At 28.2% G+C, this 25,940-nt stretch carries 20 protein-coding genes; 12 read left to right on the top strand and 8 right to left on the bottom strand.

From position 1 onward, the window contains the following. From galE to C4S76_RS09505, 5 genes are all read left to right on the top strand, one after another. Complete coding sequence (galE, locus tag C4S76_RS09530; protein ID WP_105194241.1) at positions 1-1,026, top strand: UDP-glucose 4-epimerase GalE; 1,026 nt, start codon at positions 1-3, stop codon at positions 1,024-1,026. Positions 1,027-1,134: 108 nt separating this feature from the next. Continuing rightward, positions 1,135-2,406: a serine hydroxymethyltransferase gene (gene glyA, locus C4S76_RS09525; RefSeq protein ID WP_105194240.1), complete on the top strand. Its 1,272-nt coding sequence runs from the start codon at positions 1,135-1,137 to the stop codon at positions 2,404-2,406. Between the two features lie 76 nt (positions 2,407-2,482). Next, on the top strand, positions 2,483-6,229 hold the full coding sequence (locus tag C4S76_RS09520) for a transglutaminase domain-containing protein (RefSeq protein WP_105194239.1): 3,747 nt from the start codon (positions 2,483-2,485) through the stop codon (positions 6,227-6,229). A gap of 181 nt (positions 6,230-6,410) precedes the next feature. Continuing rightward, positions 6,411-8,180: an AMP-dependent synthetase/ligase gene (locus tag C4S76_RS09510; protein WP_105194237.1), complete on the top strand. Its 1,770-nt coding sequence runs from the start codon at positions 6,411-6,413 to the stop codon at positions 8,178-8,180. 60 nt (positions 8,181-8,240) lie between these two features. Continuing rightward, positions 8,241-8,561, top strand: a complete 321-nt coding sequence (locus C4S76_RS09505; RefSeq protein WP_105194236.1) for a DUF493 family protein — start codon at positions 8,241-8,243, stop codon at positions 8,559-8,561. 90 nt (positions 8,562-8,651) lie between these two features. Here the strand turns inward: C4S76_RS09505 and C4S76_RS09500 are convergent, their stop codons facing one another. The 3 genes from C4S76_RS09500 to C4S76_RS09490 all read right to left on the bottom strand — a co-directional run bounded on the left by C4S76_RS09500 (position 8,652) and on the right by C4S76_RS09490 (position 12,212). Next, positions 8,652-9,320: an ABC transporter ATP-binding protein gene (locus tag C4S76_RS09500; RefSeq protein ID WP_105194235.1), complete on the bottom strand. Its 669-nt coding sequence runs from the start codon at positions 9,318-9,320 to the stop codon at positions 8,652-8,654. Between the two features lie 48 nt (positions 9,321-9,368). After that, positions 9,369-11,057, bottom strand: coding sequence for a glycosyltransferase family 39 protein (locus C4S76_RS09495; RefSeq protein ID WP_105194234.1), 1,689 nt, complete (start codon positions 11,055-11,057; stop codon positions 9,369-9,371). A 90-nt stretch (positions 11,058-11,147) separates the two neighbouring features. Next, the gene (locus C4S76_RS09490; RefSeq protein WP_105194233.1) at positions 11,148-12,212 is read right to left on the bottom strand and encodes a branched-chain amino acid aminotransferase; all 1,065 of its coding nucleotides are present in this window, start codon (positions 12,210-12,212) and stop codon (positions 11,148-11,150) included. Between the two features lie 105 nt (positions 12,213-12,317). Here C4S76_RS09490 and mnmD point away from each other — a divergent pair, with 105 nt between their 5' ends. From mnmD to C4S76_RS09475, 3 genes are all read left to right on the top strand, one after another. Next, positions 12,318-12,989 carry a tRNA (5-methylaminomethyl-2-thiouridine)(34)-methyltransferase MnmD gene (gene mnmD / locus C4S76_RS09485; protein ID WP_105194232.1) on the top strand — a complete coding sequence of 224 codons (672 nt, stop codon included), beginning with the start codon at positions 12,318-12,320 and terminating at the stop codon, positions 12,987-12,989. Next, positions 12,977-13,417, top strand: coding sequence for an NUDIX domain-containing protein (locus tag C4S76_RS09480; protein ID WP_105194231.1), 441 nt, complete (start codon positions 12,977-12,979; stop codon positions 13,415-13,417). The genes mnmD and C4S76_RS09480 overlap by 13 nt, the downstream gene beginning before the upstream one ends. Before the next feature lie 400 nt (positions 13,418-13,817). After that, a complete protein-coding gene (locus C4S76_RS09475) occupies positions 13,818-14,066 on the top strand; it encodes a hypothetical protein (protein ID WP_105194230.1) in 249 nt (82 codons plus the stop codon). Positions 14,067-14,274: 208 nt separating this feature from the next. Here C4S76_RS09475 and C4S76_RS09470 read toward each other — a convergent pair whose 3' ends face one another. The 3 genes from C4S76_RS09470 to C4S76_RS09460 all read right to left on the bottom strand — a co-directional run bounded on the left by C4S76_RS09470 (position 14,275) and on the right by C4S76_RS09460 (position 17,043). Beyond that, on the bottom strand, positions 14,275-14,565 hold the full coding sequence (locus C4S76_RS09470; protein ID WP_105194229.1) for a putative quinol monooxygenase: 291 nt from the start codon (positions 14,563-14,565) through the stop codon (positions 14,275-14,277). A 363-nt stretch (positions 14,566-14,928) separates the two neighbouring features. Further along, the gene (locus C4S76_RS09465) at positions 14,929-15,276 is read right to left on the bottom strand and encodes a heavy-metal-associated domain-containing protein (protein WP_105194228.1); all 348 of its coding nucleotides are present in this window, start codon (positions 15,274-15,276) and stop codon (positions 14,929-14,931) included. A 105-nt stretch (positions 15,277-15,381) separates the two neighbouring features. Continuing rightward, entirely contained in the window at positions 15,382-17,043 is a 1,662-nt protein-coding gene (locus tag C4S76_RS09460) for a DEAD/DEAH box helicase (RefSeq protein WP_105194227.1), read from the bottom strand. Positions 17,044-17,529: 486 nt separating this feature from the next. Here C4S76_RS09460 and aspT point away from each other — a divergent pair, with 486 nt between their 5' ends. The 4 genes from aspT (at position 17,530) to purD (ending at position 23,413) form a co-directional block, all read left to right on the top strand. Beyond that, positions 17,530-19,233, top strand: coding sequence for an aspartate-alanine antiporter (gene aspT, locus C4S76_RS09455; RefSeq protein WP_105194226.1), 1,704 nt, complete (start codon positions 17,530-17,532; stop codon positions 19,231-19,233). A 47-nt stretch (positions 19,234-19,280) separates the two neighbouring features. Further along, positions 19,281-20,921, top strand: coding sequence for a bifunctional aspartate transaminase/aspartate 4-decarboxylase (locus tag C4S76_RS09450; protein WP_105194225.1), 1,641 nt, complete (start codon positions 19,281-19,283; stop codon positions 20,919-20,921). 56 nt (positions 20,922-20,977) lie between these two features. Next, positions 20,978-22,000 carry a type II asparaginase gene (locus C4S76_RS09445; RefSeq protein ID WP_181044098.1) on the top strand — a complete coding sequence of 341 codons (1,023 nt, stop codon included), beginning with the start codon at positions 20,978-20,980 and terminating at the stop codon, positions 21,998-22,000. A 177-nt stretch (positions 22,001-22,177) separates the two neighbouring features. After that, complete coding sequence (purD, locus tag C4S76_RS09440) at positions 22,178-23,413, top strand: phosphoribosylamine--glycine ligase (protein ID WP_105194224.1); 1,236 nt, start codon at positions 22,178-22,180, stop codon at positions 23,411-23,413. 50 nt (positions 23,414-23,463) lie between these two features. Here the strand turns inward: purD and C4S76_RS09435 are convergent, their stop codons facing one another. Beyond that, positions 23,464-24,114, bottom strand: a complete 651-nt coding sequence (locus C4S76_RS09435) for a carbonic anhydrase (RefSeq protein ID WP_105194223.1) — start codon at positions 24,112-24,114, stop codon at positions 23,464-23,466. A 27-nt stretch (positions 24,115-24,141) separates the two neighbouring features. Further along, positions 24,142-25,749 carry a SulP family inorganic anion transporter gene (locus C4S76_RS09430; protein WP_105194222.1) on the bottom strand — a complete coding sequence of 536 codons (1,608 nt, stop codon included), beginning with the start codon at positions 25,747-25,749 and terminating at the stop codon, positions 24,142-24,144. Positions 25,750-25,940 lie beyond the last annotated feature (191 nt).

Below are 25,940 nucleotides of genomic sequence, written 5' to 3'. Positions count from 1 at the left end.
ATGAATAATTCCATATTAGTAACAGGGGGATTAGGATTTATAGGTTCACATACAGTTGTAGAACTGATACAATCAGGTTTTAATCCAATTATTGCAGATGATCTTAGTAATTCTGAATTATTTATTTTGGACAGAATAGAACAAATTACGGGAATTAGACCTAAATTTTATCACTCTGATATTTGTGATATAAATAAATTAAAAAAAATTTTTGAAGAAAATTCCGATATAAAATCATGTATTCATTTTGCAGCTAAAAAAGCAGTTGGAGAATCTATGGAAATTCCTCTTGTTTATTACAGGACTAATTTACTTTCTTTAATAAATCTGTTAGAGGTTATGAATGAATTTAAGGTAGATAGTATTGTATTCTCCTCTTCAGCTACAGTTTATGGGCAACCCGAAAAGTTACCTGTAGATGAACATTCTCCTCTTCAAAAATCTTTGTCTTCATATGGAAGTACTAAACAAATGGCAGAAGATATTTTAGAAAAAACATCTATAGCAAATAACATACAAGTTTTGTCTTTAAGGTATTTTAACCCTGTAGGAGCACATAAATCTTCTTTAATAGGAGAATTACCTAAAGGAATTCCCTCTAACTTAATGCCATACATAACACAAACAGCTATAGGGATTAGAGAAAAATTGACAGTATTCGGTGGTGACTATAATACTCCAGACGGAACTTGTATTAGAGATTACATACATGTGGTTGATTTAGCTAATGCACATGTAAAAGCATGTAATTATTTGTTGAAAAAAGAAAATTCGTTAAATTTTGATGTTTTCAATATCGGAACCGGAAGAGGAAATTCTGTATTGGAAATAATAAAGACATTTGAAAAAATAAATAAAATTAAAATTCCGTATATCATAGGTCAACGAAGGAAAGGAGACGTGGAAAGTATATATGCTAGTTACCAAAAAGCTAATCAAAAATTACAATGGAAAGCAAAATTCTCTTTAGATGATATGGTTAGGGATTCTTGGAATTGGGAAAAAAATATAATGAGTAAAAAATAAATAATAATTTATAAATAAAAATATCAATACATTACAATATCTAAATATAAAGTAAACATTTTTTATATTTACAACTTATTGTATATTTGAATAAAATAAAATTAAATTATGAGTCAGGATATAATTTTCAATTTAATAAAAAAGGAAAAAGAAAGACAACTTAAAGGAATTGAGCTGATCGCTTCAGAAAATTTTGTTAGTGAAGAAGTTATGCAGGCTGCAGGTTCTGTGTTAACCAATAAATATGCAGAAGGTTATCCAGGGAAAAGATATTATGGAGGATGTGAAGTTATTGATGAAATAGAGCAATTAGCTATTGACAGAGCTAAAGAATTATTCGGAGCAGAATATGTTAATGTACAACCACACTCAGGAGCACAAGCCAATGCTGCCGTATTTTTAGCGTGTCTAAAACCGGGAGATACTGTTATGGGGTTAAATTTAGCACACGGTGGACACTTAACCCATGGTTCATCTGTTAATTTTTCAGGAATAAACTATAGAGCAGTTTTTTATCAGGTTAACAAGGAGGATGGACGTATAGATTATGAGGGAATGTTGGAAACAGCAAAAAGAGAAAAACCTAAATTGATTATTTGTGGAGCCTCAGCCTATTCCAGAGACTTTGATTATTCAAAATTTAGAGAAGCGGCAGATGAAGTAGGAGCTATTTTAATGGCGGATATTTCCCATCCTTCAGGACTTATTGCCAAAGGTATTCTTAAAGACCCTATGCCTTTTTGTGACATAGTTACTACAACCACTCATAAAACCCTAAGAGGAACAAGAGGAGGAATTATTATGTTAGGTAAAGATTTTGAAAATCCTTTTGGGCAAAAAACTCCTAAGGGAGAAATTAAATTAATGTCACAAGTTTTAGATAGTGCAGTATTTCCTGGTACACAAGGAGGACCTTTAGAACATATAATTGCAGCAAAAGCCATAACATTTGGAGAAGCTTTGAGTGAAGGCTATTTTAACTATATATTGCAAGTGCTTAAAAATTCGCAAGCTCTTTCAAAAGCATTGATAGAAAAAGATTTTGAAATTATTTCCGGAGGAACAGATAATCATTTAATGCTCATTGATTTACATAATAAAAATATTTCAGGAAAAGAAGCAGAAAAAGTTTTAGGACAAGCAGATATAACATGTAACAAAAATATGATTCCTTATGATGATAGAAGCCCTTTTATCACTTCCGGAGTTAGATTTGGAACAGCAGCCATAACCACAAGAGGTCTGAAAGAAGAAGATATGGGTAAAATAGCGGAATTTATAAATGAAGTGATAAAAGATCCTCATAATGATATAAAAATCAATCAAATAAAATCTCAAGTAAATTCAATGATGAATTCACGACCTTTATTTCAATGGTAATTAAAAATATCAAATAACAATCAATGACTGGTATAAAAATAATTATGCCGGTTTTTTTTTATACTAAAAATATACTATGAAAAGAATCACATCCTTTTTTTTATTTTTTGTAGCCATAAATATTTTTTCCCAAAATAAGACAGAAGAAAAAATATGGAATTTTCTACTTAATAATAAAAGAAAAGAAGCTCGCGAACTTTATGATAAATCATTCTTAAAAACTAAAGACTCTAATTTTAATTATTTATTTTTAGATGCAATAATAAGTATAGAAGAAGGACAGATGTTTTTTGATGATAAATTTGTGAAAAGTTTTGTGAAAATATCACCAGACGCTTCATATATACATCCATTAATTAATAAACCATTCATATTTGTTAATACGGATTTAGGAGAAGATACATATACATGTAAAAAAATGGATGTTTTAGCATCTTCCAAAAAGTATGAAGCCGAAGATATTATAATTCAATATAAATTATATTGTGATAAAAAGAGGGGAGATATAGAAAGTTATAAAAACTATACAAAAGCATTGAATAATGTTGATAAATGGCAATTTTGTGGAGTTTTTGAGAATCTTAATGGCAGCGGAATCGATATACAGTATGAACCGGAAATCTATGCTAAAAATGACAGATTATTTAATGCAAATGCTAACGGAAAAGTAGGATGGTATAATCAAAAATACTATCAAAATGCAGGGTTTCATTCCTATGATAATGAAAAAGAGTATGCCCCAGGAATTATTTATGCACAAAGTTTTATTGAAAGCCCTATAGAGCAAACGGTGTTTTTACAATTAGGTACCAACAATGAATTTAAAGCTTTTTTAAATGATTGTGAAATTTACTCAACCCACAATAAAGGATATAAAGAAACAGGATCAGTTCTTTTAAAATTAAAATTACCAAAAGGTGTAAGCAGATTATTAATAAAATCAGAATTAACAGATTCATCGGTACTCTTAGCTAAATTCACAGATGAAAATAAACAAACTCTTACCAATTTAAAATACTATGATTATTATAAAGAATATAATATAAGTAAAATTGAAGATTTAAAATTAGAAGAAGCAGAATTTCATTATGAAACGTTTTTTAAACAAAAAATAAAAGAAGAAACTAATAATATAACCGATAAAATTATTTTACTAAATGGCTATTTAGCAAATAAACAGAATACAAAAGCCGATGAAATATTGGACGAGTTTGAAAAAGCATATCCTAAATCATCTTTTATAAGAAATTTAAGGATTAAATATAATGTAAATATAAATGAAGATGAAAAAAATAAAGAAATAGTTAAAAATATTCAAGTAGATGATCCGGAATATTATGTATCGTTATTCGATCGAATGGCAGACCAAAATTGGTCATCATCTGTCTCAATTCATGAATTAGAAGAATTAAAAAATAGGCTGGCCAAAACAAAATCTGAAGTAGGAGCACTAACTATGGATGTGTTGATATCGGGAAGAAAGCAGGATATGGTTAAAACCATAAATAAAGTAAAAGAAATTTTAGATGCATCTTATCAAAACAGTTCTTTTTTAGTATTATTTGCTGATATTTTTGATTATTCAGGTTCTTCACAAGATAATTCCATCATAAGATTAGAAAATGCATTAAAAGAAAAAGATGATTTTGCTATTATTTCAGATTTATTAAAAAGATATGATAAGGCTAAAAAATATGAAGAATACGAAAAACTCGTACTTTCACTTATAGAAAAATATCCGGATGTTAATTTTTATAGAAAAGAATATATTCAAATTTTGAATAAAGAACTAAAATATAATGAATCTTTAAAACAGGCAAAAGAAGCATTGGAAAACTTTCCATATTCATCTTCGATCTTGGCAGATATAGGTTATATTTATACTAATTTAAATAATAAGGAAGAATCCGTAAAGTATCTTAAAAGTGCACTATTGCACAATCCAGCTAATACCAATCTTAGAAATGTTTTAAAAGATATAAATAAAGAACACGATGAGATAGATAATATTGCGGTGAAAGATCTTTATTCTTTAATTAAGGAAAGACGCAATACAAAACTGATAGGAGAAAGTGGAGCTACAAAACTTTTAGATGAATATATTGTTAATATTTTTCCAGAAGGTGGTTCTAAAGGAAAAGAAACTATAATCTATGAAATTACTTCAGAACAAGGAGTAGAAGATTTTAAAGAGTATAATGTAAGTTATTATAGTAACATCTTAAAATCTGAAATCATTAAGAAAAACGGAGTAATAGTTCCGGCAGAAAAAAATGCCGGCAATATAGTTTTTACTAATTTAGAAGTTGGAGATGTGATTCTTATTCAATATGATGAGATTGAAAAAAAATCAGGAAGATTTTTCAAAGATTTTAATGAAGTTTTTTACTTCAATGGCACTTATCCGGTAGTAGAATCCAGATTTACAATTATAGCCCCTGAAAATATGAATTATTTTACATTTATAAATAATGGTAAAATAGAGAATAAAACAAAAAATATAAAAAATAAAAAATATACTACTTGGGTTTTAAAAAATACACCTTCATTTGATTATAATGAATACTATGCAAAACCGTATTTAGATATTTGTACCTCTGTAGTAGTAGGAACTATAAAATCTTGGGGAGAAATTGCTAATTGGTATGCCGATGTAGTAAGTAAAGTAATGGTGGAAGATAAAAAATTAGAATTAGCATTTAATGAAATTTTTCCACAAGGAATAACCTCTCTATCTCAAAATGAAATTTCAGAGAAAATTTATAACTATATACAAAAAAATATAAAGTATAGTTATATGGATTTTAGACAAAGTGGATATATTCCACAAAAACCGTCCAGAACATTACAAACTAAACTTGGAGATTGTAAAGACTTATCTGCTTTATTTGTTACCTTAGCTCAAAAAGCAGGTCTTCAAGCAAATTTAGTTTTAGTACTTACCAATGATAATGAACAATCATCCTTATCATTACCTAATTTAGGATTCAATCATTGTATTGCAAAAGTAAAAATAGATGGTAAAGATGTATTTTTAGAATTGACCAATAAATATCTACCATTTAGGGCAATTTCTTTGAGTAACTACAAAGCAAAAGCTCTGGTAATTAATCATAGTAAAACAGAGAATGATAATGCTAAGCTTATTGAGCTAAACAATGCAAATAATTTAGAAAATAAAGTGAATATTTTTACAGAAGTTTTCATTAATACCGATTCAAAAAAAATTAAAATGCAATACAACTCTTTCGGTACATCAAAATCTTTTTACAATCAATTATTCTCAGAAGCAAACACAGAAAAAGAAAGGAAAAATAAGTTGGAAGAACAAATCGGTCATATGTTAAACAAATCAGTAATGATAAAATCATCAAAACTTATAAAAGGTAATGATTTAACATCCTCACCTTTGATTTTTGAAACTGAAATAGAAATTGCTGAAAAATCTAAGAAAATAGGGAATATGAATCTTTTATCTGTCCCGTTTTTTTCTCAGGTATACAATAAAAATATTATCTTAAATGAACAAAGAGAAACAGATATATATTACATTAGCTATGAAGGTGAAAATGATTATAAAGAAGAAATTGTATTAAATTTAACAGATGGGAAAAAGTTTATTGAAGTACCTGAAAATAAAAAATTTCAATATGGAAAAAGAAAATTTGAACTAACCTATGATCAGATTTCACCTACAAAACTTAGAATTATCAAAACAGCACAAACCTCTTGGGAAAACATCCCAGTAAATGAATATAAAAATTTTAAAGAATTTGTGGAAAATATTATAGAAGCTGAAAGTGAAGTTATAGGATATAAATAAGATAATGAATAAAAAAAGATTATCACAATTTATATATTGAAAAGGTATAAATTTTCAGTAAAAATATCGTTGTTATTGTATTTAATATTATTAATCAAATATTTTAAATAAAATAGAATATAAAAAATAGTTTTAGCAATATAAAATTTTTTATTACTTTTCATAAACTTAATATTAGGAAATGAAAATAAACCGATTATTTGATATACTATATTTTCAATTGGAAAATAATCCATTAAAAAATGCTTTTAATATGAAAGTAGATGGTAGATGGAAAAATTCATCTACAGAATGTATAGTAGATCAGGTAAATAAAGTGAGTCGAGGCTTAATAAAATATGGTATAAAACCAGGGGATAAAATATCTATTATTGTTTCAAATAATAGAACAGAATGGTTAATTATAAATTTTGCTGCACAGCAAATAGGGGCAATTACAGTACCTATATATCCAACATTAAGTGAAGTAGATACAGTTTTTGTTTTAAATGATAGTGGCAGTATTTTTTGTTTTGTTTCAGATAAAATCCTTAATGATAAAATATGCAATATAAAAAAAGAATGTCCATTATTAGTGAGCATTTTTTCATTTGAAGAAGTAGAGGGAACAACCCATTGGTCAGAAGTGATCGCAATGGGAGAAAATCCTGAAACTCAATACGAAGTAGAGAGTTTAAAACAAATTGTGAAAACAGAAGATTTGGCTACAATCATATATACTTCAGGAACAACAGGAAAACCTAAAGGAGTTATGCTTAGTCATAAAAATATTTTATCTAATGTAATGAGTTGCCATGAAAGAGTTCCTTTGAAAATAGAAGGAGAATGCAGAACATTAAGCTTTCTACCCATTAGCCATGTGTTAGAACTTATGATAAACTACATATTTATATACAGATCTTATTCTATATATTTTGCTGAAAGTATTGAAAAACTGGTAGAAAATTTAAATGAAGTAAAACCCCATGTAATGACAGTTGTTCCTCGTTTAATAGAAAAATTTTATTCAGCTATTTATCAAAAAGGAACTTCGGCAGGAATCCTTAAAATTAGAATTTTTTTATGGGCCATTAATTTGGCAGAAAAATATCAGCCATTTAAAACTAAAGGATTATTACATAAAATAGCTGATTATTTAGTATATAAAAAATGGAGAAAAGGTTTAGGGGGTGAATTAATATTTATGATTTGTGGGAGTGCTTCATTATCAGTAAGTTTAAATAGAATTTTTTTTGCGGCAGGGCTTCCTATTTTAGAAGGATACGGGCTAACAGAAACTTCACCTGTTATAGCAGTTAATGGTCCTTCTGAAAATCATTTTAAATTAGGTACAGTGGGTCCTATAATAAAAAATAGTATTGTCAAAATTGCTGAAGATGGTGAAATATTAACAAAAGGACCTAACGTATTCTTAGGGTATTATAATAATGAGGAGATGACGAAAAATGCATTTACTGAAGATGGATGGCTGAAAACAGGAGATATAGGACATATGGAAGATGGATTTTTAGTTATTACAGATAGAAAAAAAGAAATGTTTAAAACCTCAGGAGGAAAATATATAACCCCGCAAGTTATTGAGAATAATTTGAAAAAATCTAGGTTTATAGAACAAGCAATGGTTGTTGGAGATGGAGAGAAAATGCCTTGTGCATTAATACAACCAGATTTTGCTTTTTTGAAAGAATATATTAAATATAAAAATTTAAATATAGATACTAAGAGTTCAATGAAAGAGCTTATTACAAACGAAATTTTAAAAAAAAGAATAGAACAAGATGTAGAGAGAGTAAATACCTCATTAGGGCATTGGGAAAAGATAAAAAAAATAGAATTAACCCCGACAATATGGTCTGTAGAAGGAGGCGAATTAACCCCTACATTGAAACTGAAAAGAAAATTTATAAAACAAAAATATATAGATTTATATAATAAAATGTATGGAAGATAGCTAATTAGCCAAAATGACATAGATTATCTGCTTGGCTTAAGTTTTGTTTAGACATGTTATATGATAACTAATGATAAAATAAAAATTTTTGATAATCAAGATAAAAATCCGGATGATTTTTATGATAGATTTCGTAAACAACTCGATGAAAGGCACGATTTCCCCGGTAATTATATGTTTAAGTTTATTATTCCTACTGGAGATAAAAATATAGCGTTATTACACAAAATATTTGATCATGGGGAGGCTTCATTTGTTATGAGGGAAAGTAAAAACGGTAAATATACAAGTGTAACCGTTACATTATATGTTCCAGATTCAATTTCTGTAATTGAATATTACAAAGAAGCAGGAAAAATAAAAGATATTATGATGTTATAATATAAAAATTATAAAAAGGGAGTTATTTTATTATATAGAAACTTCCTTTTTTTATGAATTTTATTTAATAACAAACAAAAATAGATTTTTTTAACTAACAATTTTACCATCCTTCATTTCCATTCTTCGATCTGCCATTTCAGCTAAATGAATATTATGTGTAACAATAATAAAAGTTTGATCAAATTCCTCTCTAAGCTGATAAAAGAGTCGATGCAGGTCTTCAGCATTTTTAGAATCTAAATTTCCAGAAGGTTCATCAGCTAAAATTATTTTAGGATCATTCATTAAAGCACGAGCTACGGCTACCCTTTGTTGTTCCCCACCGGAAAGTTCTCCTGGTTTATGTTCTAAACGATGAGATAGATTTAAATATTTTAATAAATCCTCTGCTTTTTTATATAATTCATTCTTTGTTTTTCCTCCTATCATCCCAGGAAGCATTACATTTTCAATAGCAGTAAATTCTGGGAGTAATTGATGAAATTGAAAAATAAAACCTATATTTTTATTTCTGAAAAGAGAAAGTTCTTTATCTTTTAGTTGAATTATAGGTAAGCTGTCAATTTCTATAAGACTATGATTTTTTTCGGGTGAGGTAGGTTTATCTAATGTTCCAATAATTTGTAGCAAAGTAGACTTTCCTGCACCTGATTCTCCTACTATAGTAACAATTTCACCTCTTTTAATAAGTAAAGAAACTCCTTTCAATACTTCTAAATTTCCAAAAGATTTATATATATTTTTTATATGTACCATGAGAAGAATTTATCAAAATTACTAAAAAATAATCAAATGCAGTATATTCTATAAATTAGAAATATTAATGTTCATCCCTTCAGAAATGTTCTTTCCAGAAATTCCGCAAGGTTTAATAACAATATATATTCTATATTGATTAGCAGCACACGAAGAGAGATCAAATAAAAAAAGTTTTTCGTCAGAATTTCCATGTAAAATTTGTATACTTTGCGCGAAGGGTAAGAAAATTTTAGGTTCTAAAGATTTTTTGTCAGTTAACATAATTCCACCTTCAAGAGCAGAATTATTTTCTAGAATAAAATTTTTTTCATAAGGATTTTGCCATTTCAAATATAGATGTAATATTTTGGCAGAATCAAGATAAGATTTATTTAAATTTATTTGACAAGAAATATTAGAATAAGAATGAAAATTGGAAATATATTTATAATATTCTTTTTTATTAGATTCATCTAAAATAAAATGATTAGAAGTATGTTCTAATCCAAAAAAAGTAATGTTTTTACCATTTAGATAATTTTCAGAATTCCACAAATCATACTGAGATTTTCGATGAGTATAAACCTGTAAAGCTACAGAAGGTTTTTGTGTATAAAAATTAAACAAAGCAGCTTTTTGATATCTTTCAAATACAGCTATACCTCGATTTACTTCCTCTGCATGTAATACAAATTTTTTTATTTTATACATCGGTGTATAAGAAATAATAATAGGAGATAAAAAAGAAATACGAATTACTATAAATAGAAATAAAGAAAAATAACAAATTCGTAACAAATATTTAGATATTTTTTTTCTGTAAAATAGGAAACAAAGAGGTATTAGTGCCATATAAACAACTAAGTTCCATTGAGGTTGGATTTTTCTGGAAAAAGAAAAAAATCCGAAAAAAATTATACTACCTATAGATACCCATTGTAATGATTTAACCCAGAGTAAATCTTTAAAATTTGATTTTATAATTAAACTTTTAAAATAAAAATAAATTAATAAAGGATTTGAAATTACAAGTATTCCTAAGAGCCATCCCCCGGGTAAGAAACCTTTTGCTACTTTTTGTGTTCTTTCATAAATATGATATCTGATCGAAGGCCAATTTGAAATATATTGCCAATATAAATGTGGAGAATATAAGATAATTGAAAACAAAATACTTAAATAAAACCATTTGTTTTTAAATAAAATAGGTATACTAGGAAGTATAGCACATACAATTATAATTATACCTTGATATTTTGAATACATGGTTAAAGCCATTGATAAGGCCAAAAGAAATGTTGTTTTAAAATTCTGTATGCATAAAAATTCTTTCCATCTCCATAGAAAAAAAGTTCCAAATAATAATAAAGGAGTATCAGGAGTAGAAATAAAACCTAAACCCTGAAATATTGCAGATGATCCTAATAATCCTAAAAGTAAATAATTTTCTTGTAAAGTTTTAGGTTTCAGTATGTAAATCCATAGAATATAAAATAAAACATTTGATAGAGCCGAAACTATTCGTACTCCCAACATATTAGGAAATAAAGCATATCCTAATTTAATAAAGACAGCCACCATAGGAGGGTGATCGAAATATCCAAAATCTAAACGCTTAGACCAAACCCAATAATAAGCTTCATCATCAATTAAAGGAAGAGTTAAGGCTTGTGTCAGGTTTAATAAAAATAAAATGCTAATAAAAATAAATTGAACTTTTTGTATGGAATTTTCACTACCCTTAAGTCTCATCATATCAAATTTATAAAAATAACGTAAAAAAACTTCTAATAACCTATACTAGAAGTTTTTTAAAAATTAGATAATCAAATATGCGTTTAATTTTTATAATAATTTTTTTTCAACCTTATATCTCCATCCGAAAGGATCTTCAGATTTATTGGTTTGTAAATCTACAAGTTGTTTTTTTAGAAATATAGCAAAACTATTTTTTTCATCAAGTTCGGGAAGTTCCATAATAAAATCTCTATAAGCCACATGAGAATATCTATTAATAACCACCGCTGTTCCGCAACCAAATATTTCTTTTAAATTTCCGGATTTATAGGCATTAAATATATCATCCACAGAAATTCTTTCTTCTTTCACTTCAATCTTATTATGCTTAGCAATAGTCACCAAACTATCTCGGGTAATACCGCTTAAAATAGTATTGGAGGTAGGAGGGGTATATAAAACATCTCCAATTCTTACCATTACATTCATTGTTCCAGATTCTTCAAAATATAGATGTTCTTTGCTGTCAGTCCATATAACTTGGTCGTAGCCTGCCTCATTTGCTAATTTCGTAGGATAGAAAGACGCTCCGTAATTTCCGGCACATTTTGTGAAACCCACACCGCCGTCCACAGCACGTGTATAATAATCTTCTATCTTTATTTTTAAAGGCTTATCATAGTAACTATTTGCCGGAGAAGTCATAATAGCAAAAGTATATTCATTGGAAATCCTGGCAGAAAACATCTCTTCAGAAGCAAACATAGTTGGACGTATATACAAGGAATTACCCTCTTTGGTAGGCACCCAGTTTCTATCTAAATCAATTAATGATAAAAGTCCGTCTAAAAATATTTCTTTAGTAATTTTAGGCATAGCCAATCTTTCTGCCGATTTATTAAATCGTTCAAAATTTTTCTCAGGTCTGAATAAAAAAACATTATCATTACTATCTTTATATGCCTTCATTCCTTCAAAAATAGCTTGTCCATAATGAATTGCCATTAAAGCAGGAGAATAATTCATTCCACCATAAGGCATAATTACTGGCTCTCCCCATTTTCCGTCTTTAAATACACATATTAGCATGTGATCAGATATATTTACTCCAAAAGCAGAATTATTTGGATCTACTTTATCAAGCTTAGAATGTTGGATTTTATTTATTTCCATTATTTATATTTAGATTTGCTTTCTTTGTTACTTCAAATTTAATAAATAAAAACATCTTATTCATGAAAAAAGTATTGTAATTTTGAAGATTACTTTATTGTTTTTATGTTAGAAAGAGTAATTATTACTACAGAAGAAGGTACACATACTATTAAAATTCCTGAATGGAACGAATGTTACCATTCACATCATGGAATTTTGCAGGAAGCCAATCATGTGTTTATTTCTAATGGGTTAGATAAAATTCATTCAAAAGAAATTTCTATTTTGGAGATGGGTTTTGGAACAGGTTTAAATGCTTTCTTAACATTAAATAAAGCAATAGAGAAAAACATAAAAATAAATTATTACACTATAGAAAAATATCCTGTAAGTACAGAAGAGTTCGAAAAATTGCAATATTGGAAATTAACGGACGAAGAAGAAGCTGAAAAAAAATTTTTTTTATTACATGAGGCAGAATGGGAAAAAGAAATAGTTATTGAAAATAATTTTAAGTTAATAAAATATAACTTAGATTTTTTTGAATTAAAAAATATTCCAATTCAAAATATAGACTTGGTTTATTATGACGCTTTTGGTGCCCGAGTACAACCGGAATTTTGGGATGAACCTATGTTTAGGCAAATATATAATTGTATGTCCTCTCCAGCATTACTTACCACCTATTCTAGTAAAGGAAGTGCAAGGAGAGCAATGGAATTAGTCGGTTTTAAAGTAGAAAAATTACAAGGTCCTAAAGGTAAAAGAGAAATGGTAAACGCATGGAAAATTTAAAAACAGTTAATGTAAGGGTATATGCACTTTTAATAAAAGACAATGCACTTATGTTTTTAAGAGAAATGTATGCAGGTAATCAACTATTAAAATTACCGGGAGGAGGTTTAGAATTGGGAGAGGGAATAAGACAAACTCTGGAAAGAGAATTTATGGAGGAGTTAAATTTAAAAATAGAAGTAAAAGAACATTTTTATACACAAGATTTTTTTATAAAATCAGAGTTAACTCCCGAAAAACAATTATTGACAATTTATTACTGGGTTGGATGTAATGATTTTTCAACATTAAAAATTATGGATTCAGGAATTGAAGAAGTAGTTTGGATTCCATTATCTGATTTAAAAATTGAAAATGTTCCTTTACCAGTAGATAAGGTGGTAATTAAAAAATTATTAAACCTAAAAAATATAAATCAAATATTCTAATATCAGGTTTTTTTGTTGAATAATATAAATAATATATTTTTATTTATAAAATCCTGAAAAGTTATCTGAAAAAATTAATCTAAAATCTTTGGCGATAATGAGTATTATTAGTTTTAGGCAGAAATTGTCATGATACAAATGTGCTCATTGACAGCTACTACAACAAAATAACCCTAGTAAAAAATATGGTTAGAAATTCTTATGTAAAGAAATGTGAAAAAAATTCGTAATAAATTTTAAAAATAAATGGTCTTTTTATGTAGAAAATATATAAGTAAAGCTATAAAATTTATTTTAATTTATTCTAATTATAAATATATGTAAATCAGCAATTTAGAATGATTCTTTGTTTGATTATTATTAACTTTATATCAATATTTAACAATAAAATAAAATAGTTATGGAGTTAAAGTTAGCCGATTGTTGTGGAAACTGTGAACATTTTTTAAATGGTCAATTATGTACAATAAAAGAAATTGGAGTTAGTCAAAATCAAGTATGTAGTTCCTATGAATTTAAAGCTGTTCCACATAAAGAAGATGATTGTTTAAAATGTTCAAAATTTCAAACTTCAACATGTGCACACCCGAAAGTTGCAAGTGAAGGTATTATGTGTACTGTATGGTATCCTAGAGGAGTTGCCTCTTAAAAAAATTATGTAAGTACTAATAATAAAAAACTAATCTATATCTGTAAAGATTAGTTTTTTATTATTAAAAAAGATTTGTAATAATAAAAAAGTATATAACTTTTGCTATCTTTTTTTATAAAATTAAAGTAAATAAGGGGTGTTTATTGGGTTATGTTATACTTAAAGTGATAATAAGTTACTTATTATAAAAAAAGTAATTTTAAATTTAATAAATTTTTTTAATAATATCTATTTGTAACGTATCAATTTTATTTTTAATGCTGTCTGTAAATTTTTTAAAATGCAAAGTAAGGTTATGTTCATTTATTGCTTCTTGGGATTTCCATGTTTCTAAAATTAGAAACTTTAATGGGTTTTTTATATCCTGATGAATTTCGTAAGAAATATTTCCAGATTCCTTTCTTGATTCATCCGCTATAAAATGTAGTATTTCTTCAAATTCCCGATTATATCCATTTTTAATAATAAGGGTTGCAACAATTTTTAATTCAGTCATAATTATTTTATTTATAGTTTACATATGTAGCGTTAAATTATAAAAAATTAAAATAGTATTTAGTATTTTTTATCTTTTTTTTTGTACAGTGTAATATTTTAAAGGTAAATTAAATAATATATCCTCTAAATATTTTCGTATAATTTTATATATTACTTTTAATAAATAGATTTATTATTAAAAATATAGAAATAATAATTTAAACGGAGAATGTTTAATTAAAAAATATTAAGAAAATTCTATTTTTTAGTAAAATAGAAAAACTATAAATATAAAAAAGACTAAATATTTTATATTTAGTCTCATTTTGATAAATTAATGTATTAAATATGAGAATTTATTAATTCTCATAAAAAAGAGCGCTTATTTTTTTCTTTCATACTGACAGCATATAGGCAATTGTCTATATACTCCATCTTTTGCTTTATATTTTTCATTATCATAGCCAACTAAAGCTATTCTCTTTAATATTTTGTCTATAGAGGTTTTATTGGAATCATAAGTAATTTCTGCTTGTTTTGTTTTTACATCCCACAATACTAAAGATTCATCAGGGATAGATCCTACTTTTTCAATGGTTTGTTTACACATTTCACAATTTCCATATATTTTTACTATTTCTGTTTTTTGATTTTTTATCTGAGCAGAAAAAAGTGTAATCGCAGATAGAAATATCAACAAAGAAAAAAATATTTTTTTTATTGAAGCCATATTTTATAAAAAATAAAATTAGTACAATTTACTTATAAGCATTTTTCATGCCTAAAAGAATAGTATGATATTTATCAAGTAATGAAAATAGTTTAGTAAATTATTTTATTGAGCAATTTCTAAAGACATATTCTTACCATTAAAACTAAGCTTGTTAATTTTTTTTAGTAATTGATCAGCATAACCTGAATCTACTTCAAAAAAAGAAAATCTATCTCGTATGTCAATATCTCCAATATCTGCCCTAGCTCCTTTAGTATTTTTATTTATAAGATCAATTATCGTTACTTTATTTAAGTTATCCCGTTTTCCTAAATTAAAGAAAAATCTCGTAAAATTACCATTTTTCCTAGTTCTTCTGTTTTTTCCACCTCCTTTAGCAACTTTTCTGTCTCTATCTCTTCTATTTCTTCTTCCACTTTCTCTCTCAGAAAACCTTTCATTTTTATCAATAGGGGCTATATCTTTTTCTTTTTGATAAAATTCCCAAGTAGACTTTAATTCAAGATACATAACTCTTTTATAAAGTTCTTCTTTTGATATGTCAGCCAAATCAGGAATCTGACTTAATTCAAAATTATTTGTAGTAAAATCAGAGGCTAATAGCTTAGAAGAAAGGTAAATTTCTTTGGCTTTTAATATACTTTCTTTAGTAGGAATTTCCATTTCCTCTACTTTAATAGAAGTTTCTTTTTTTATCCTGTTAAATTTTACAACTTCACTAGGTCTGATGATAGCAATAGATTCACCATCTTTTCCGGCACGCCCGGTTCTTCCGCTTCTGTGTACAAAAACTTCAGGATCGTCAGGTAATGAATAATGAATTACGTGTGTAAGATTGTTCACATCTAAACCTCTGGCAGCAACATCAGTAGCGACAAGAATTTGAATATTTTTTAGCCGAAATTTTTTCATAACCGTATCACGCTGTGCTTGAGATAGATCTCCATGCAAGGCGTCAGCAGAATATCCTTGGTGCATTAAAAAATCTGCTACATTTTGTGTCTCCAAACGAGTTCTACAAAAAACGATAGAATAAATATCCGGATTGGCATCTAAAATTCTTCTGAGACCGTTATTTTTTTGTCTATCTCTGACTATAACAAATTTGTGAGTAATATTTTTCTTAACTTCATTAATACCTCCGGCTGAAATTTTATGGGCTCCTTTCATGTAACCTTTGGCTATTTTCTCAACTTGTTTAGACATTGTAGCGGAAAATAATAAAGTTTGGCGTTCTTTAGGAGTTTCTATTAATATTGTTTCTAGCTCATTCTTGAATCCCATAGAAAGCATCTCATCCGCTTCATCTAAAATAAGCCATTGAATATGATTAATTTTTAATACCCCTCTTTTTAGCATATCATTTACCCTGCCTGGAGTACCTATAACGATTTGAGGATTGCTTTTTAAACCTCGTATCTGCTCTGTAATACTTGAACCTCCATATACTGCTAATGAGCGTATATTAGTCATATGTTTTGAATAACTCGCTATATCTTTCGAAATTTGTAAACATAGTTCACGTGTTGGACACAAGACTAAAGCTTGTACATTTTTTTGTTCGCTATCTATCATTTCCAGTATTGGTAATGAAAAAGCCGCTGTTTTTCCTGTACCTGTCTGTGCTAAAGCAATTATATCTTCTTCTTTAGATAATAAGTAAGGAATGGTTTGTTTTTGGATATCTGTGGGTTGAGTGTACCCTAGCTCTGTAATGGCCTTTAGTAGATCTTCAGATAGACCATACTCTTGAAATAAATTCATTAACTATTTTTAATAATACATGCAAAGGTAAGGATTTGTTTATTAATTAACAATTGTAATGTGAGATATTTAAGTTTTTATTAATGTATATAATTCATTAAATTTATTTTATTATATCATTTCATTTTTTTCAATTAAATTATAAATATTATTTTAAACTAATTTATAAATAAAAATTAAAAAAAGCTTCTTAACTATATATTATTAATAAATTATTTATTAAATAATTAAATTACTTTTTACTATTAAACCTTCTATTTTTGTTATAAGTCGATTTGAAAAATTAGTAAGAATAATTTTAAAATCAGAATTTTCATAAATCTTATTGTTATAAATAAAATACAATAGAAAATTAAATCTGCATAAAAGCAATTATTATTGGCATGTTTATTGCAATTATTTTAAATAATTATAATATTGTATTTTAATTAATAATTATTTTTAATAATTTATAACATTAAATAAATGCATTTATAAAAAAAATATATGGAATGGATAATTAAGACTATGCAAAATTCACCTGAACTAGCAATCTTTCTCACACTAGCTCTAGGTTTTGCAGTAGGAAAAATCAAAATTAAAGGATTTAGTTTAGGATCAGTTACAGGAGTTTTATTGATGGGGGTTTTAATAGGGCAATTAGGTATAACTATTTCTCCAACAGTAAAATCGACTTTTTTTCTGATCTTTTTATTTGCTGTGGGCTATAGTGTAGGTCCTCAGTTTGTACAGGGATTAAAAAAAGAAGGTTTACCTCAAATCGCTTTTGCAGCTTTAGTTTGTGTATCATGTTTACTAATAGGTTGGGTAGCAGCATTAATTGCTGGTTTCGATATAGGAAATGCAGCAGGATTATTGGCCGGAGCAAGTACAATTTCAGCGGTAATAGGAGTAGCCTCAGATACAATAAATCAATTAAGTATAGATTCTTCTCAAAAACAGCAGATGATTAATCAAATTCCTGTTGCCTATGCGGTTACATATATTTTTGGTACAGCTGGAACTGCCTGGTTTTTAGCTTTTATCGGACCAAAACTTTTAGGAAAAGATGTAATTAAACAAACAAAAGATTATGAACAATCATTAGGTGGGTTAATACAGGATGATGAACCAGGACTCGAAGAAGCTTATGATGGGACCACATTCAGGGTTATTCAGGCTTCCAATGCATTTTTTGATCAATCAAGAACTGTTCATGAAGTCGAAGATTTCCTTATTAAAAAAGGCTGGCCTATATACATAGAAAAAATTCGAGTTTCATCCAATAATAAAATCATTAATGATCCTACTCCTGATACCTCTATAAATAAAGGAGATAAATTGGTTTTGAACGGACCTATAGATACTATGTTAGCTGATGAAGATTGTATTGGGGAAGAAGTTGTTGATTTAAAACTTTTAGACTTTAAAGTAGAAAATTTAAAAGTAATTGTTGCTAATAAAGAAATTATTGGAGAAAGTCTTCAAAATCTTAAATTCAGTAAACAGAGACATGGAGTTGTTATACTTAAGATACATAGAGGAAAGGTAACCTTGCCACTTTTAAAGAATGTAAAAATACAAAGAGGGGACATTATAGAAATAGAAGGAAGAAAAGGTGATGTTGACAAATTTGCATCTTATGTAGGGTATCCAGAACGTCCAAGTAATATAACAGATATATTATATGTAGGCATAGGTATATTTTTAGGGGGAATTTTAGGTTCTATATCATTTCGAGCTGGAAATGTTCCATTAAGTTTAAGTGCTAGTGGAGGAGTATTAATTATGGGTATTATTTTTGGTTGGGCTCGTTCACTACGCCCTACTTTTGGAAATATTCCCGCCCCCTCAGTTTGGCTAATGAACAATTTGGGGCTTAATATGTTTATAGCAGTAGTTGGAATAAATGCAGGACCCGATTTTATTTCTGGATTAAAAACGTCTGGAGTAAGTTTATTTATAGCAGGAATTTTTGTTAGCCTTGTCCCTATGTTGATAGGAATTTTGCTTGGACGTTATGTATTTAAATTTAATCCGGCAATAACTTTAGGTGCTTGTGCTGGCGCAAGAACAACTACAGCAGCCTTAGGTGCTCTAGAAGACACTTTACAAAGTAAAGTACCAGCTTTATCATATACTACAACCTATGCAGTAGGGAATACTCTCCTTATAATTTGGGGAGTAGTTATAGTTTTAATGATGAGCTGATAAGTAAAAATTAATAGTATAAAAAAATTAAAAATTGAATAATAGTAATGGACATTTCAAAACTTAAAACCTCTCGACATAAAGAGCAACAATTAGAACAATTGAGCCCTTTTGAATTAAAAAATAATCTTGTAAAATTAGCCACCGACCAACAAAAAAATTCAGTAAATACCATGTTGAATGCAGGTCGTGGAAATCCTAATTGGGTTGCAACTTTGCCAAGAGAAGCTTTTTTCACTTTAGGTCGATTTGCAATAGAAGAATGCAAAAGAGCAATGGATAAGCATGTAGGATTAGCAGGTATTCCTCTAAAAAAAGATATAGGTAAACGATTAGAATTATTTTTTAAAAATAATAAAAATCTTCCGGGTATAGACCTATTAAAAAATACATATAAATATGGAATTAAAAAACATGGATATGATCCGGATAGTTGGGCACATGAATTAGCAGAAGGAGTCATTGGAGACCAGTATCCAAGTCCGGTAAGAATGTTGCAGCATGTAGAGCCTATAGTCCATGACTATTTAATACAGGAAATGTGTAAAAATGAAGTACCAAAAAATGCAAAATATGATATTTTTGCAGTAGAAGGTGGAACAGCTGCTATGTGCTACATATTTAACTCATTGCTTGAAAATTTTTTATTAAAAAAAGGAGATCATATAGCTTTAGGAGTTCCTGTGTTTACCCCTTATTTAGAAATCCCTGAACTGGCTAGATATAACTTTAAGGTAACCTATATACATGGAACAGCCAAGGATAAGAATGGAAATTCAAATTATCAATATCCGGAAGAAGAATTGGATAAATTAGGAGATAAAACAATAAAAGCTTTTTTTATTGTAAACCCTAGTAATCCAACTTCAGTTGAAATCTCAGATAAAAGTAGGAAATATTTAATTAAAGTAGTTAAAAATTTAAACCCGAATCTTATGATTTTAACGGATGACGTTTATGGTACCTTTGTCCCCGGATTTAGATCTTTGATGAAAGAATTACCACAGAATACTTTATGTGTATATTCTTTTTCTAAGTATTTTGGAGCCACAGGATGGAGATTAGGAGCTATAGCATTACATGAAGAGAATATATACGATAAAATGTTGTCAGCCCTACCAGAAAAAGAAAAACAAAAATTATCTAAATTATATTCCAGTTTAACCTTGTATCCTGAAAAACTTAAGTTTATTGATCGGTTAGTTGCAGATAGTCGTCAAGTAGCGTTAAATCATACAGCAGGATTATCTTTACCACAACAAATTCAGATGTTATTATTTGCTTCATTTGCTTTATTAGACAAAGAAGATAAATATAAAAAGGAATGTACAGGTTTAGTTAAACACAGATATAATCTTCTTTGGGAAGGTATGAATATGACTGTTATACCAGACCCGGAAAGAGCTGGTTACTATTGTGAAATCGATATTCATGAATGGGCATTAAAAAACTATGATAAAGAATTTGTATTATTTTTAGAAAAGAATTTTGAACCCGTAGACATTGTCTTTAGATTAGCAGAAAAATCTTCTATAGTTTTGTTAAATGGAGGAGGTTTTGCCGGACCGGAATGGTCAGTACGAGTATCATTAGCTAACTTGGAAGAAAATGACTATCGTATTATTGGAGAAAAATTGTCAGAAACTATGAATGAATATGTTGAAGCATGGGAGAAAACGAAAAAATAAAGTATAATTATCAGAATATGAGAACAATGAATTTTAAAAACTTTTTTAGCTTGTTTATGTTTGTACTAATTTTATCAGTACATGCACAAGTGAAACCCACAATTTACATATTGGCAACAGGTGGTACAATTGCCGGGCAAGGATCAACAGCAGTAGTTTCAGAATACAAAGCAGGTGCAATTACAGTAGATCAATTACTTAGTGCAGTTCCTTCTATTAAAGATATTGCCAATATTAAAGCAGAACAGGTAGCAAATATTGGAAGTCAGAATATGAATGATGAAGTATGGCTTAAATTATCTAAAAGAGTTAATGAACTACTTAAGCAATCAGATGTAGACGGGGTTGTGATAACTCATGGAACAGATACACAAGAAGAAACAGCATATTTTTTAAATCTTACTGTTAAAAGTAATAAACCAGTTGTATTAGTTGGATCTATGCGTCCTTCAACTGCTATTAGCTCAGACGGTCCCAGAAATATTTATAATGCTGTAGCCTGTGCATCATCAAAAGAATCTATTGGAAAAGGAGTAATGGTAGTCATGGATGATAAAATAATTGGAGCTGATGACATTGCAAAAACCAATACTTTAGCAGTAGGAACATTTCAAGATCCAAATTATGGACAACTAGGAATTATGTATGATGGAAAACCGATTTTTACAAGAGAATCTTTAAAAAGGCATACTATAAATTCAGAATTTGATATTAGTAAAATAACTAAATTACCAAGGGTAGAAATTATTTTAAGTTATTCTAATGCAACCTCTTTATTTGTAGATGCAGCTGTTAAAGAAGGTGTAAAAGGTATTGTGACAGCAGGAGTAGGGAATGGGAATATAACAACTGAAATGCAAAATGCACTTGCAAATGCAGTTAAAAAAAGAATAGCAGTAGTACGCTCTTCCCGTATCTTAATGGGTCCCACAGCTCAATGGGATGAAATAGACGATGATAAATATGGTTTTTCGGCTTCTTGGTATATTAATCCTTATAAATCCAGAGTTTTACTTATGTTAGCTTTAACAAAAACAAACGATTATAAAGAAATACAAAGAATGTTTACCGAATATTAATTAAAAAAACAGTTAATCAAAATAGTGTAACAATTTAGATTTTTTCTATATTCAAATATTTATCTGGTAAAATAAATTTGGTTTGATAAACAAGTTAAAAAGTAAAATGATGAATAAAAGTTTATATTTTTAATTTTATATTTGTTATAATTTAAGCTAAACTAAACGATAATATTTATGAATGTTTTAATTATTGGAAATGGAGGTCGTGAACATGCCATAGGATGGAAAATAAAAAAGGATAATCCTGATGCAAAGCTTTATTTCTCTACCGGAAATGGAGGAACAGCTAAAATAGGTAAAAATATCAATTTTGGAACTATTGAAGAGCTTGCAGATTTTTCTGAGAAAAAACAAATGGATTTAACTATTGTAGGTTCTGAAGCGCTTCTAGTAGATGGAATTGTTAATGTATTTCAGGAAAAGGGACTTCGAATTTTAGGGCCGGATAAAAAATCTGCACAACTGGAAGGGAGTAAAGAGTTTGCTAAAAAATTTATGTCCAAATATGGTGTGAAAACAGCAAAATATAAAACTTTCAATAATTATACAGATGCTAATAATTATGCACAAAATCAAAAATACCCATTAGTAATAAAAGCAGACGGTTTAGCTGCAGGTAAAGGTGTTTTTATATGTAAAGATGAATTTGAAGCAGAGAAGGCATTGGATGAAATATTAAATAAACAAATATTTGGTAGTGCCGGAAATCATGTTGTAATAGAAGAATACCTCGTAGGTTTTGAAGCATCTATTCTTTCAATATATAACGGAAATGAAATAATTCCTTTTATTTCCGCTAAGGATCATAAGAAAATTGGGAATGGAGAGTTAGGTTTGAATACGGGAGGAATGGGAGTCGTTTCTCCTAATCCATTTTTTAAGGACAAACATTGGGAAGCTTTTAATAAAGATATTTTGCAACCAACATTAGAAGGGTTAAAAGCTGAAAATATGAACTTTTCAGGGATCATTTTCTTTGGGCTTATGATTACACAAGATGGAGTTTATTTACTAGAATATAATATGAGAATGGGGGATCCGGAAACGCAAGCGATTCTTCCTTTATTAGAAAATAACATATTAGATGTATTCAACGATGCAATAGATAATAAACCTATTTATCTAAACTGGCAAAATAAACATTCCGTTTGTGTGGTTTTAGCTTCTGGTGGTTATCCTTTAAATTATGATTCAGGATTTGAAATAAAAGGACTTCAAAAAGCAACATGTCTTTATTTTATAGCGGGTGCTTTTCTAAACAATAATATACTTTATACTTCAGGAGGAAGAGTTCTTAATGTTGTAGGAATAGGAAATAGCTTAGAAGAAGCTAGGAAAATAGCCTATCAGAATATAGAAAAAATTCATTTTGATTATAATTATTATAGAACGGATATAGGGGAAATATAAAAACTAAAAATCCGGGAAAATTTCCCGGATTTTTAGTTTTTATAAATAAATTAGACTTTAGGAGAATTATAAATAATTTCATCAAAAAACTCAACTTCTCCTGTTTTAACATCATAAAATCCTCCTGTGATTCCAATTCTACCCTGATCAATTAATTCCCTTAAAACTGAACTTTTGGCAAGTATTTCATCAATACTATGAATGACATTTTCATGAGCTACTTTATTTATATAATCTTCATGTTCTTTATCATCATTAGGATTATCTTTACCAACTTTTTCCATAGCCGGATGAATTTTGTGTAATAACTCTGTTAAATGACCTAATTCATAATGTTTACAAGCTCCATTTATAGCTCCACAATGTGTATGCCCTAAAACAAGTATAAGTTTGGATCCCACAACTTTACATGCGTATTCTAAGGAACCCAATACGTCAGTATTAATCACATTTCCGGCATTTCTGATACTGAAAATATCTCCGATTCCCTGGTCAAAAATATGTTCAGTGGAAGTTCTGCTATCCATACAACTAACAATAACAGCAAAAGGATGTTGTTCATCGTTTGTTTCCTCTACTTGTTGTAAAAGATTCCGATTGACTTTTAAGTTATTAACAAACCTATAATTTCCTTCTTTTAGATATTGTAAAGCTTCATGAGGATCTATAGATTCTAAATTTTCTTTAGTATGAGCTTTCATTATTTTTAATTTTAAGGTATATACAAATTATATAATAGCATCAAAATTTTTAAAATTTTCATTGTTTAGTTTTATAGATTGAATGTTTTCCGAATTAAGGTTTACTCCATCTTTATTATTTTCTATCTTATATACATCTTTAAAATTTATAAGTTTTACATTAATATTTTTCATTGGAGCTGTTTCTTTTTTAAATTCACGTATTAATTCTAATACATCAAAGTCTATATAAATGGTTTTTTCGGCATCTATAATAACATTAGAACCTTTCTTTATCCTTGATAAAGTTTTTATTATTGTAGCTTTTTTAAGAAAAGAAATTTCATCAGATAGAACGAGGTGAATATATTTTACTCCATCAATGGTTGTATTATAAATAGTATAACAAGATTTCATGTTTCCTCTTAAAATAAAATAGATAGCTACTAACATCCCTATACCAACTCCTTTTAGCAAATCTGTAAATAAAATAGAAATTACAGTAATTATAAAAGGAATCCATTGATGCTTACTTAAACTGAAAACATGCTTAAATAAAGAAGGAGTACATAATTTATAGCCTGTCACTACTAAAATTGCAGATAATGAAGCTAAGGGAATCATATTTAAAAATTTAGCAAGAAATAGAACTCCCAATAATAAAATAAATCCATGAACAATTGTAGTGGTCTTAGTTCTGCCTCCTGCATCTAAACCAGCTTTAGACCTTACAATTACAGAAGTAATAGGTAATCCTCCAATTAATCCACTTATAGAATTACCTATACCCTGAGCAAATAATTCCCTATTTGTAGGAGTTATCCTTCTTAAAGGGTCAATTTTATCTGTAGCCTCTATTGTTAATAATGTCTCAATAGAAGCAACTAAACCTATAGTTACTGCTAATATCCAGACATTTATATTAAAAATTAATTCGAATTTTGGAAAAGCAAAAAGGTGGGTAAAAGAAGCAAAACTGTCAATAATCGGTAATTGTACTAATTCTTTATTATTAAAAGGAAAATTTTGTTCTTTAAACATGAAGTAACATATAAATCCTATAAAAACAGCTATCATAGCCCCGGGAAACGTTTTTAACTTGGTGGGTTTTAATTTATCCCAAAGCACCATACAAATAAGAGCTAACAGTCCGGTAACTAGTGCCATTATATTTACATATTGAGTTATATCAGATAATATTCTATGGTAATATTCAATTCCTGATTCTTTAAAAATAGGTTCTGAAAACCCTAAGAGTGTAGGTAAATTTTTGAAAATAATAGTAATACCTATAGCAGCCAACATTCCTTCAATGACACTGGAAGGAAAAAAATATGCAATTCCACCAGCTCTAAGTAGAGAAAGACATATTTGGAATAATCCGGCAATAAAAATAGCTAATAAAACTCCATTAATTCCAATATCTGTTATTCCGGTTGATATGATAGTGATTAAACCGGCTGCTGGTCCGCTTACACTTAATTGAGCTCTACTAAGAGTCCCTATTACAATGCCTCCTATAATTCCGGAAATCATTCCTGCAAAGGGAGACATTCCTGATGAAAGAGCTATACCCAAGCATAGTGGTATTGCTATTAATGAAACAACAATACCAGCAATTATATCTGATTTTAAATTTGTTTTAGTTAATGACATAATTATATTAAAAAATTAAATATCTGTTTCATATTTTAAAAAATAAAAATAGGAGTTCATTTCTTTTAGGTTCAATTTTATAAAAAAAAGTTATTATAAAATATTGTTATATAAAGTTTTAGTTTGAAAAGTTTTTTAAAATTATTTCTAAATCGAACATAAATTATTTTTAATTCTAGTAGTCTGTTTTT

Source organism: Apibacter adventoris (genome assembly GCF_002964965.1).
In the GTDB taxonomy this organism is placed as follows: domain Bacteria; phylum Bacteroidota; class Bacteroidia; order Flavobacteriales; family Weeksellaceae; genus Apibacter; species Apibacter adventoris.
This window is presented reverse-complemented; position numbering and strand designations above follow the sequence as displayed.

Excerpts from the sequence above, each read along its gene's own strand:
- galE (WP_105194241.1), top strand. The coding sequence starts at position 1 with ATGAATAATTCCATATTAGTAACAGGGGGATTAGGATTTATAGGTTCA.
- glyA (WP_105194240.1), top strand. The coding sequence starts at position 1,135 with ATGAGTCAGGATATAATTTTCAATTTAATAAAAAAGGAAAAAGAAAGA.
- C4S76_RS09520 (WP_105194239.1), top strand. The coding sequence starts at position 2,483 with ATGAAAAGAATCACATCCTTTTTTTTATTTTTTGTAGCCATAAATATT.
- C4S76_RS09510 (WP_105194237.1), top strand. The coding sequence starts at position 6,411 with ATGAAAATAAACCGATTATTTGATATACTATATTTTCAATTGGAAAAT.
- C4S76_RS09505 (WP_105194236.1), top strand. The coding sequence starts at position 8,241 with ATGATAACTAATGATAAAATAAAAATTTTTGATAATCAAGATAAAAAT.
- C4S76_RS09500 (WP_105194235.1), bottom strand. The coding sequence starts at position 9,320 with ATGGTACATATAAAAAATATATATAAATCTTTTGGAAATTTAGAAGTA.
- C4S76_RS09495 (WP_105194234.1), bottom strand. The coding sequence starts at position 11,057 with ATGATGAGACTTAAGGGTAGTGAAAATTCCATACAAAAAGTTCAATTT.
- C4S76_RS09490 (WP_105194233.1), bottom strand. The coding sequence starts at position 12,212 with ATGGAAATAAATAAAATCCAACATTCTAAGCTTGATAAAGTAGATCCA.
- mnmD (WP_105194232.1), top strand. The coding sequence starts at position 12,318 with ATGTTAGAAAGAGTAATTATTACTACAGAAGAAGGTACACATACTATT.
- C4S76_RS09480 (WP_105194231.1), top strand. The coding sequence starts at position 12,977 with ATGGAAAATTTAAAAACAGTTAATGTAAGGGTATATGCACTTTTAATA.
- C4S76_RS09475 (WP_105194230.1), top strand. The coding sequence starts at position 13,818 with ATGGAGTTAAAGTTAGCCGATTGTTGTGGAAACTGTGAACATTTTTTA.
- C4S76_RS09470 (WP_105194229.1), bottom strand. The coding sequence starts at position 14,565 with ATGACTGAATTAAAAATTGTTGCAACCCTTATTATTAAAAATGGATAT.
- C4S76_RS09465 (WP_105194228.1), bottom strand. The coding sequence starts at position 15,276 with ATGGCTTCAATAAAAAAAATATTTTTTTCTTTGTTGATATTTCTATCT.
- C4S76_RS09460 (WP_105194227.1), bottom strand. The coding sequence starts at position 17,043 with ATGAATTTATTTCAAGAGTATGGTCTATCTGAAGATCTACTAAAGGCC.
- aspT (WP_105194226.1), top strand. The coding sequence starts at position 17,530 with ATGGAATGGATAATTAAGACTATGCAAAATTCACCTGAACTAGCAATC.
- C4S76_RS09450 (WP_105194225.1), top strand. The coding sequence starts at position 19,281 with ATGGACATTTCAAAACTTAAAACCTCTCGACATAAAGAGCAACAATTA.
- C4S76_RS09445 (WP_181044098.1), top strand. The coding sequence starts at position 20,978 with ATGTTTGTACTAATTTTATCAGTACATGCACAAGTGAAACCCACAATT.
- purD (WP_105194224.1), top strand. The coding sequence starts at position 22,178 with ATGAATGTTTTAATTATTGGAAATGGAGGTCGTGAACATGCCATAGGA.
- C4S76_RS09435 (WP_105194223.1), bottom strand. The coding sequence starts at position 24,114 with ATGAAAGCTCATACTAAAGAAAATTTAGAATCTATAGATCCTCATGAA.
- C4S76_RS09430 (WP_105194222.1), bottom strand. The coding sequence starts at position 25,749 with ATGTCATTAACTAAAACAAATTTAAAATCAGATATAATTGCTGGTATT.